Origin of the sequence: Cohnella lubricantis (assembly GCF_014212015.1) — a bacterium.
In the GTDB taxonomy this organism is placed as follows: Bacteria; Bacillota; Bacilli; order Paenibacillales; family Paenibacillaceae; genus Cohnella; species Cohnella lubricantis.
In genome coordinates, this window is record NZ_JACJVN010000081.1 from 56,146 (window position 1) to 63,421 (window position 7,276).

Annotated in this window: 5 protein-coding genes; 1 reads left to right on the forward strand and 4 read right to left on the reverse strand. The window is 58.7% G+C overall.

Annotated elements, in window-relative coordinates; all coding sequences use genetic code 11:
• Positions 1–12 precede the first annotated feature (12 nt).
• From topA to sucC, 4 genes are all read right to left on the reverse strand, one after another.
• Positions 13–2,112 carry a type I DNA topoisomerase gene (gene topA / locus H4Q31_RS19245; protein WP_185180684.1) on the reverse strand — a complete coding sequence of 700 codons (2,100 nt, stop codon included), beginning with the start codon at positions 2,110–2,112 and terminating at the stop codon, positions 13–15.
• 279 nt (positions 2,113–2,391) lie between these two features.
• On the reverse strand, positions 2,392–3,501 hold the full coding sequence (gene dprA / locus H4Q31_RS19250) for a DNA-processing protein DprA (RefSeq protein ID WP_185180685.1): 1,110 nt from the start codon (positions 3,499–3,501) through the stop codon (positions 2,392–2,394).
• 140 nt (positions 3,502–3,641) lie between these two features.
• A complete protein-coding gene (sucD, locus tag H4Q31_RS19255; RefSeq protein ID WP_185180686.1) occupies positions 3,642–4,568 on the reverse strand; it encodes a succinate--CoA ligase subunit alpha in 927 nt (308 codons plus the stop codon).
• A 31-nt stretch (positions 4,569–4,599) separates the two neighbouring features.
• A complete protein-coding gene (sucC, locus tag H4Q31_RS19260) occupies positions 4,600–5,760 on the reverse strand; it encodes an ADP-forming succinate--CoA ligase subunit beta (RefSeq protein WP_185180687.1) in 1,161 nt (386 codons plus the stop codon).
• A 383-nt stretch (positions 5,761–6,143) separates the two neighbouring features.
• On the opposite strand from sucC, the gene H4Q31_RS19265 reads away from it, so the two are divergent.
• Complete coding sequence (locus H4Q31_RS19265; protein WP_185180688.1) at positions 6,144–7,265, forward strand: YifB family Mg chelatase-like AAA ATPase; 1,122 nt, start codon at positions 6,144–6,146, stop codon at positions 7,263–7,265.
• The last annotated feature ends 11 nt before the right edge of the window (positions 7,266–7,276 follow it).

Genomic DNA, 7,276 nt, shown 5'->3' on the forward strand with positions numbered 1-7,276 from the left:
ACAGGCGGCGCGTTACTCTGCCGCTTCTTCGGATTCCGGCGCGTTCTCGCTATGGCTGCACTGCGTGCAATTCCATTTGACGCCGGCCTTGGAACGCTTCTCGACCATCAAGCCGCCGCAATCAGGGCAACGCTTCGCGACCGGTCTGTCCCAGGAGACATAGTCGCACTCCGGGTAACGATCGCAGCCGTAGAACATCCGTCCCTTCTTGCTTCGCCGCTCGACGATATGCCCCTTGCCGCACTTCGGGCATTCCACGCCGGTCGCCTTAACGATCGGCTTCGTGTTGCGGCAGTCCGGGAATCCCGAGCACGCGAGGAACTTGCCGAAGCGGCCCATCTTGTACACCATCGGACTGCCGCACTTCTCGCAGATCTCATCAGACGGCTCGTCTTTGATCTCAATCTCTTTCATTTGCTCTTCCGCGACTTCCAGCCGCTTCTCGAACGACTTGTAGAACTCGCCGATGACGTCCACCCAGTTCTCCTTGCCCTCCTCGACGTGGTCGAGATCCCCCTCCATATTGGCGGTGAACTCCACATCAAGAATCTCCGGGAAGAACTCTTCCATCAATTGGATGATCAATTCGCCGAGCTCTGTCGGGAAGAACTTCTTGTCCTCAATCGCAACGTAGTTGCGCTTCTGAATCGTCTCGAGCGTTGGCGCGTACGTGCTCGGACGTCCGATGCCCAGTTCCTCCAACGCGCGAACGAGGCGGGCTTCTGTATACCGAGGCGGCGGCTGCGTGAAGTGCTGCTTCGGCTCGATGGCAGCCGTCTCGGTCACATCTCCTGTCGCCAGAGGCGGCAGCAGCCGATCCTCTTCAGTCGCTTGGCCGTCGTCGTTGCTCTCCACGTATACCTTCATAAAGCCCGGGAACTTCAGCTTGGAGCCGTTCGCCCGGAACGTGACACGGCCGCTGTGCAAGTCGACGGTCATCGTATCGAGTACGGCGGAGGCCATCTGGCTCGCGACGAATCTCTCCCACACAAGCTTGTATAGTCGGAATTGATCGCGCGACAGGAACGCCTTCATCTCATCGGGCTCTCTTTGCACCGAGGTCGGCCGAATCCCTTCGTGCGCGTCCTGCGCGTTGGCGTTCTTCTTCAAGTAAACGCGGGGCGTCTCCGGATAATAGCTCTCGCCGTATTTACCGACAATGTAATCCTTCGCCTCTTCTTGGGCAACCGGGGAGATACGCGTCGAGTCCGTTCTCATATACGTAATCAGACCGACGGTTCCTTCCTTGCCCAGATCAACGCCTTCATAGAGCTGCTGAGCGATCTGCATCGTCTTCGATGCGCGGAAGTTCAGCTTGCGCGCAGCTTCCTGCTGCAGCGAGCTCGTGATGAATGGCGGCGACGGATGGCGCTGCCGCTCCTTCTCCTTCACTTCGCCGACAGTGAACGGATTGCCTTGAATAGCGGCAAGCACTTCATTGACGTCAGCTTCGCTGCGCAGCTCCTTCTTGCCTTCGCCAAGCGACAGGAACTTCGCCTCGAATGCGGAGCCGCCCTTCGACAGGCTGGCCGTAATGCTCCAATATTCTTCCGGCTCGAACGCCTTGATCTCGTTCTCCCGATCGATAACCAGCTTGACGGCTACCGACTGAACCCGTCCGGCGCTGAGCCCTTTCTTGACCTTCTTCCATAAGAGAGGGCTAATCTTGTAGCCGACGAGCCGGTCGAGCACGCGGCGCGCTTGCTGCGCATTGACCAAGTCCATATTGATAGGCCTAGGCGCTTTGAAGGCATCCTTCACCGCTTGCTTCGTAATCTCATTAAAGACGACGCGGCAAGCGTCAGTCTCGTTCAAATCCAGATAGTGCGCCAGGTGCCAGGCAATCGCTTCCCCTTCGCGGTCAGGGTCGGCTGCGAGATACACTTTTTTCACTTTCTTGCTGGCGTCCTTCAATTCCTTCAGAACGTTGCCTTTGCCGCGGATCGTGATGTATTTGGGTTCGAAGCCGTTCTGAATCTCAACGCCAATCTGGCTCTTCGGCAAATCCCGAATATGCCCCATGGACGCTTTGACGATAAATTTGCTGCCCAAATATTTGCCAATAGTCTTAGCCTTGGCAGGCGATTCGACGATTACAAGTGAATCCGCCACGTCCATTCCTCCTCTCCAACGGTCGACGAGTCCTGCTGCCGCGGCCTATGTAAAGGGTGAGCGGCCGGTCAAAGGACAGTATATACAAAACGAGATTGCTTGTGATTATGGCACTTTATCTGTAAGCATAAGCATTCTTCACACGCTTCGCAACCTGTCGTTCGCGCAGCAACTCTGAGCATCGTCATAGCAATTCTCAGCAAACATCGTATCCTATTGCATAGGGCAAGGTCAAATCGGAGGCGGACGGACGCCCGGATGAATCATCGAATCTCTTCATTAGATAATCGCATACACGGAGCCCGGGCGCTGCTCAACCATTCGTTTGACCCGCAGCGAGAGCAGCGACGCATGAAGCTCCCCGATCTCCAGAGCGCCAGCGTCCGTCAGTTCGTCAATCGTCTTCGGCTCTTCGATCAGCAGCGCGTACACCTTCTTCTCCGAAGGGCTCAGATTCTCCATAGGATCGACGGCTGCGAACGGTGCCTGGCTGGGCTGCCAGCCTTGCCGGAATATATAAGGGTATTCCTTCACGATGTCTTGCAGCCCCATGACCGGCTTGGCTCCCGTCCGCAGCAGTGCGAGCGGTCCTTTGCTGCGCGGCGAGGTGATTGGACCGGGCACGACGAAGACATCCCGATTCATCTCGATCGCCTTGTCGACGGTAATCATCGCCCCGCTCCTCTCGGCCGCTTCCACGACAACGGTGCCGAGCGAGAGTCCCGCGATGATCCGGTTGCGCAGCGGGAACTGACCCGGGTGCAGCGGCGTCCCTTGCGGCGTCTCAGATAGGATGAGACCGCGTCCCGCAATGTCCCGATAGAGAGCTCGATTCTCATACGGGTACGGCGTATCTGCTGGCGTGGCCAGCACGGCGATGGTGCTGCCCGGCCCTTTGAGCGCGCCGATGTGCGCGGCGGTGTCGATGCCTTTGGCAAGACCGCTGACGATGGTCAGCCCGCCTCTGGCGCACTCGGCGGCTAAGTCCTCGGCCACTCGGCGGCCGTAGCTGGTCGCCATGCGCGTGCCGACGATGGCGACCGTCGGCCGGTTGGCCAGCTCCAGGCTGCCGATATAGTACAGCACCCACGGCGGATCGGCAATCTTGGTCAGCAGATGCGGATATTCGGGCTCTAAGGCCGTAACGGCCTCGAGCCCTGCGCGTTCGCGCCTTCGCCTAGCCGCCTCGACCGCTTCCGGCCGCAGACGGGCCGTCAGCTTGGCCGCTTGCTTCGGGTAGAGGCCGAACTCCTTCCAGTCCGCCTCGCGCCGCTGCTGCGCCCCTTCCACTCCCCCTCCCTTGACGATCCGATCGATCGTTTTCCACCCGATGCCTTCTGTCTCATGCATAGCAATCATCGCTTCGGTCAGATTTAACGCTTCATTCATGCCTAATCCCCTTCTTCCCTATCGGAATCGGGCCAACGGCAAGCAGCCCTCCACGCTCCCCAATGGGAGTGCGGAAGGCTGCTTGCCTACCCGTTAAACTATGGGTTGATTAATATAACGGTTCCATTCGGTTGTGCCGATCAGCTCTTGCACTTCTCCAGCAAGCCGCGCTCTTCGAGCACGCTGACAAGCGTCGAGCCCATGTCGGATGGCGTCGGAGCGACGCGAATGCCGCATTCCTCGAGCTTGGCGATCTTCTCCGCCGCTGTGCCTTTGCCGCCGGAGATAATAGCGCCTGCGTGACCCATCCGTTTCCCCGGAGGCGCGGTAGCGCCGCCAATGAAGCCAACGACCGGCTTCTTCATGTTCGCCTTGACCCACTCGGCCGCTTCTTCTTCAGCCGTGCCGCCGATCTCGCCGATCATGATGACCGCATACGTATCCGGATCTTCATTGAACAGATGCAGAATGTCGATAAATTCGGAGCCCTTGACCGGATCGCCGCCAATGCCGACTGCCGACGATTGGCCGATGCCGCGGGTCGTCAACTGATGGACCGCTTCATAGGTCAGCGTACCCGAGCGGGAGACGACGCCGACATGGCCCTTCTTGTGGATGTAGCCCGGCATAATGCCGATCTTAATCTCTTCCGGCGTGATGACGCCAGGGCAGTTCGGCCCGATCAAGCGGGTCTTCTTGCCTTCCATATAGCGCTTCACCTTGACCATGTCCAGCACCGGAATGCCTTCTGTGATACAGATAACCAGATCCAGTTCTGCGTCTACTGCTTCCATGATGGAATCCGCGGCGAACGGAGGCGCCACGTAGATAACGGATGCCGTAGCGCCCGTAGCCGCTGCCGCTTCCTTGACCGTGTTGAAGATCGGCAGCGTAACCTTGGCGCCATTCTCCAGATCAAAGTCGATCGTCTGTCCGCCCTTGCCCGGCGTGACGCCGCCGACCATCTGCGTGCCGTACTCCAACGCACCCTTGGCATGGAACGATCCTGTCGCGCCCGTAATGCCCTGGGTGATCACCTTCGTGTTCTTATCGATCAAGATACTCATGACTTCACACTCCCCGGTTCGTTCTCCCTAGTCATTGCACGAGCGACACGATCTTCTGCGCGCCGTCGGACATCGAATCGGCCGCTACGATGTTCAGGCCGGATCCGTTCAATATATCTTTGCCGAGATTAACGTTAGTGCCCTCCAGGCGAACGACGAGCGGCTTGTCGAGGCCGAGCTCGCGGGCTGCTGCCACGACGCCTTCTGCGATAATGTCGCACTTCATGATGCCGCCGAAAATGTTGACGAAAATCCCCTTCACATTCTTATCGCTGAGGATGATCTTGAACGCTTCCGTGACCTTCTCTTTGGTTGCGCCGCCGCCAACGTCCAGGAAGTTCGCTGGCTCGCCGCCGTAATATTTGATAATGTCCATCGTCGCCATCGCGAGTCCCGCGCCGTTGACCATGCAGCCAATGTTGCCGTCCAGCGCGATGTAGGACAGGTCGTACTTGGAGGCTTGAATCTCCTTCTCGTCTTCTTCGTCCAGATCGCGGAGCTCTACGATGTCCTTGTGGCGGAACAGCGCGTTGGAATCGAAGTTCAGCTTCGCGTCAAGCGCCATGATATCGCCGCTGCCGGTGACGACGAGCGGGTTGATCTCGGCGATCGAGCAGTCCTTGTCCACGAATGCCGCATACAGCGACAGCATGAACTTGATCGCTTTGTTCACGAGCTCGTTCGGAATGTTGATCGCATAAGCGAGACGGCGAGCTTGGAACGTCGTCAGGCCGACAGCCGGGTCGATCACTTCCTTGATGATCTTCTCAGGCGAGTGCGCAGCGACTTCTTCGATCTCCGTTCCGCCCTCTTCGGAACCCATCAGCACGACGCGGCCCGTGCCGCGGTCGACGACGAGGCCGATATAATATTCTTTCTTAATGTCGCAGCCCTCTTCGATAAGCAAGCGCTTAACTTCCTTGCCTTCAGGTCCCGTCTGGTGCGTCACGAGCACCTTGCCGAGAATCTCTTCCGCGTATTTCTTGACGTCATCCAGACCTTTGGCGACTTTGACGCCGCCGGCTTTGCCGCGTCCGCCTGCATGAATCTGAGCTTTGACGACAGTGACCGGTGTGCCCAGCTCCTTGGCCGCTTGAACAGCTTCGTCGACCGTAAAAGCGACTTTGCCGTTCGGCACGGAGACACCGTACTGCCTCAAGACTGCCTTGCCTTGATACTCATGAATATTCATGGCCTAGCATCCTCCCGTTTTGCACGCATCGAAATAAATCCAGTACATGTCCATGCACCTAAACCTTTCCTATTGTAACACCTTTCGTTCGCGCGTTCCTCTGTTTTTCATCAAATTATTAGTCCCAATCGGCAATGATTTCATCTCAACTTGAGAACGAAAAGCCCGTATTTAATCCTAGAATTGCCTGTAATCGCCGGATTGATGCCTGTAAGCGAATAGATTCCTTATACGGCTAGATTGACAGGATCGCAGCTTGACGGTAGACTATTGGTAAAAATAGTATGCGGAAGGGAAGCACCTTTCTCCGCCAACACGCGAAGCATCTCCAGCGCCTATGAACGCTGAAGGAGTTACGCTTAGGAGGAGGGTGTTTCTTTGTTATGTACGCGAGGATGCTAAGCGCAACCGTGATCGGCGTGGAAGGCCGGCTGATCGAGGTGGAGGTCGATATCTCTTCCGGCCTGCCCCAGACCGCCATCGTCGGTCTGCCGGACCCGGCCGTGCGCGAATCGGTAGAACGGGTGCGGGCGGCCATTCAGAACGGAGGCATGAAGTTTCCGCTCGACCGCATCACCGTCAATTTGGCCCCTGCGGATATGCGCAAGGAAGGCAGCGCCTTTGATCTAGCGATCGCGGCCGGCATCTTAGGCGCGAGCGGCCAGCTGGCAGCCGATGAGCTGCGCGATTGCCTGCTGATTGGCGAACTATCGCTCAGCGGCGAGATCAAGCCGGTGCCGGGCGTGCTGCCAATGGTCGAACGGGCGCGCAAGGAAGGGCTGAGGCGAGCGGTCGTACCGCATGCCTGCGTAGCGGAAGCGTCGCTGATCGATGGCATCGACATCGTCGGCGTCTCTTCGCTGCGGGAGTGGATTCGCGGGGAGACGGATGGCGGCGAGTCGGTTGCAGGAGCCGGCGCTGGTCCGGGAACGTCCGGCGGCAAGCGTCGATCTTCGGGGAAAAGAGGCCGAGGAGGCTTAGGCGATGCTTCAGGCGGGACGCTTGGTTCAGAGCTGGATCTAGCCGACGTCGTCGGACAGCATCATGGCAAGCGCGCGCTCGTCATTGCGGCGGCCGGCATGCACAATCTGCTGTTCATCGGGCCGCCCGGAACGGGCAAAACGATGCTGTGCCGCCGGCTGCCGACGCTGCTGCCTCCGCTTGACGGCGAAGAAGCGCTCACCGTCACGAAGATTTACAGCGTCAGCGGCAAGCTCAAGGGCGAGCGGCAAGGGCTCATCCGGGAACGGCCGTTCCGCGCTCCGCACCATACGGTGTCGGCGGCGGGATTGATCGGCGGCGGCTCTGTGCCGAAGCCGGGAGAAGCGACGCTCGCGCATCACGGCGTCCTGTTCCTCGACGAGATGCCGGAATTCCCGCGGGCGGCGCTTGAAGCGCTGCGCCAGCCGCTTGAGGATCGGCACATTACGATCGGCCGCGCCAAGGGCGTCGTGAGCTTTCCGGCAAGCTTCATGCTGGCCGGTTCGATGAATCCATGTCCGTGAGAAAAACCACC

What these genes read in the sequence shown, in the direction of transcription:
- dprA (WP_185180685.1), bottom strand. Translation starts at nt 3,501, where the DNA reads ATGAATGAAGCGTTAAATCTGACCGAAGCGATGATTGCTATGCATGAG.
- sucD (WP_185180686.1), bottom strand. Translation starts at nt 4,568, where the DNA reads ATGAGTATCTTGATCGATAAGAACACGAAGGTGATCACCCAGGGCATT.
- sucC (WP_185180687.1), bottom strand. Translation starts at nt 5,760, where the DNA reads ATGAATATTCATGAGTATCAAGGCAAGGCAGTCTTGAGGCAGTACGGT.
- H4Q31_RS19265 (WP_185180688.1), top strand. Translation starts at nt 6,144, where the DNA reads ATGTACGCGAGGATGCTAAGCGCAACCGTGATCGGCGTGGAAGGCCGG.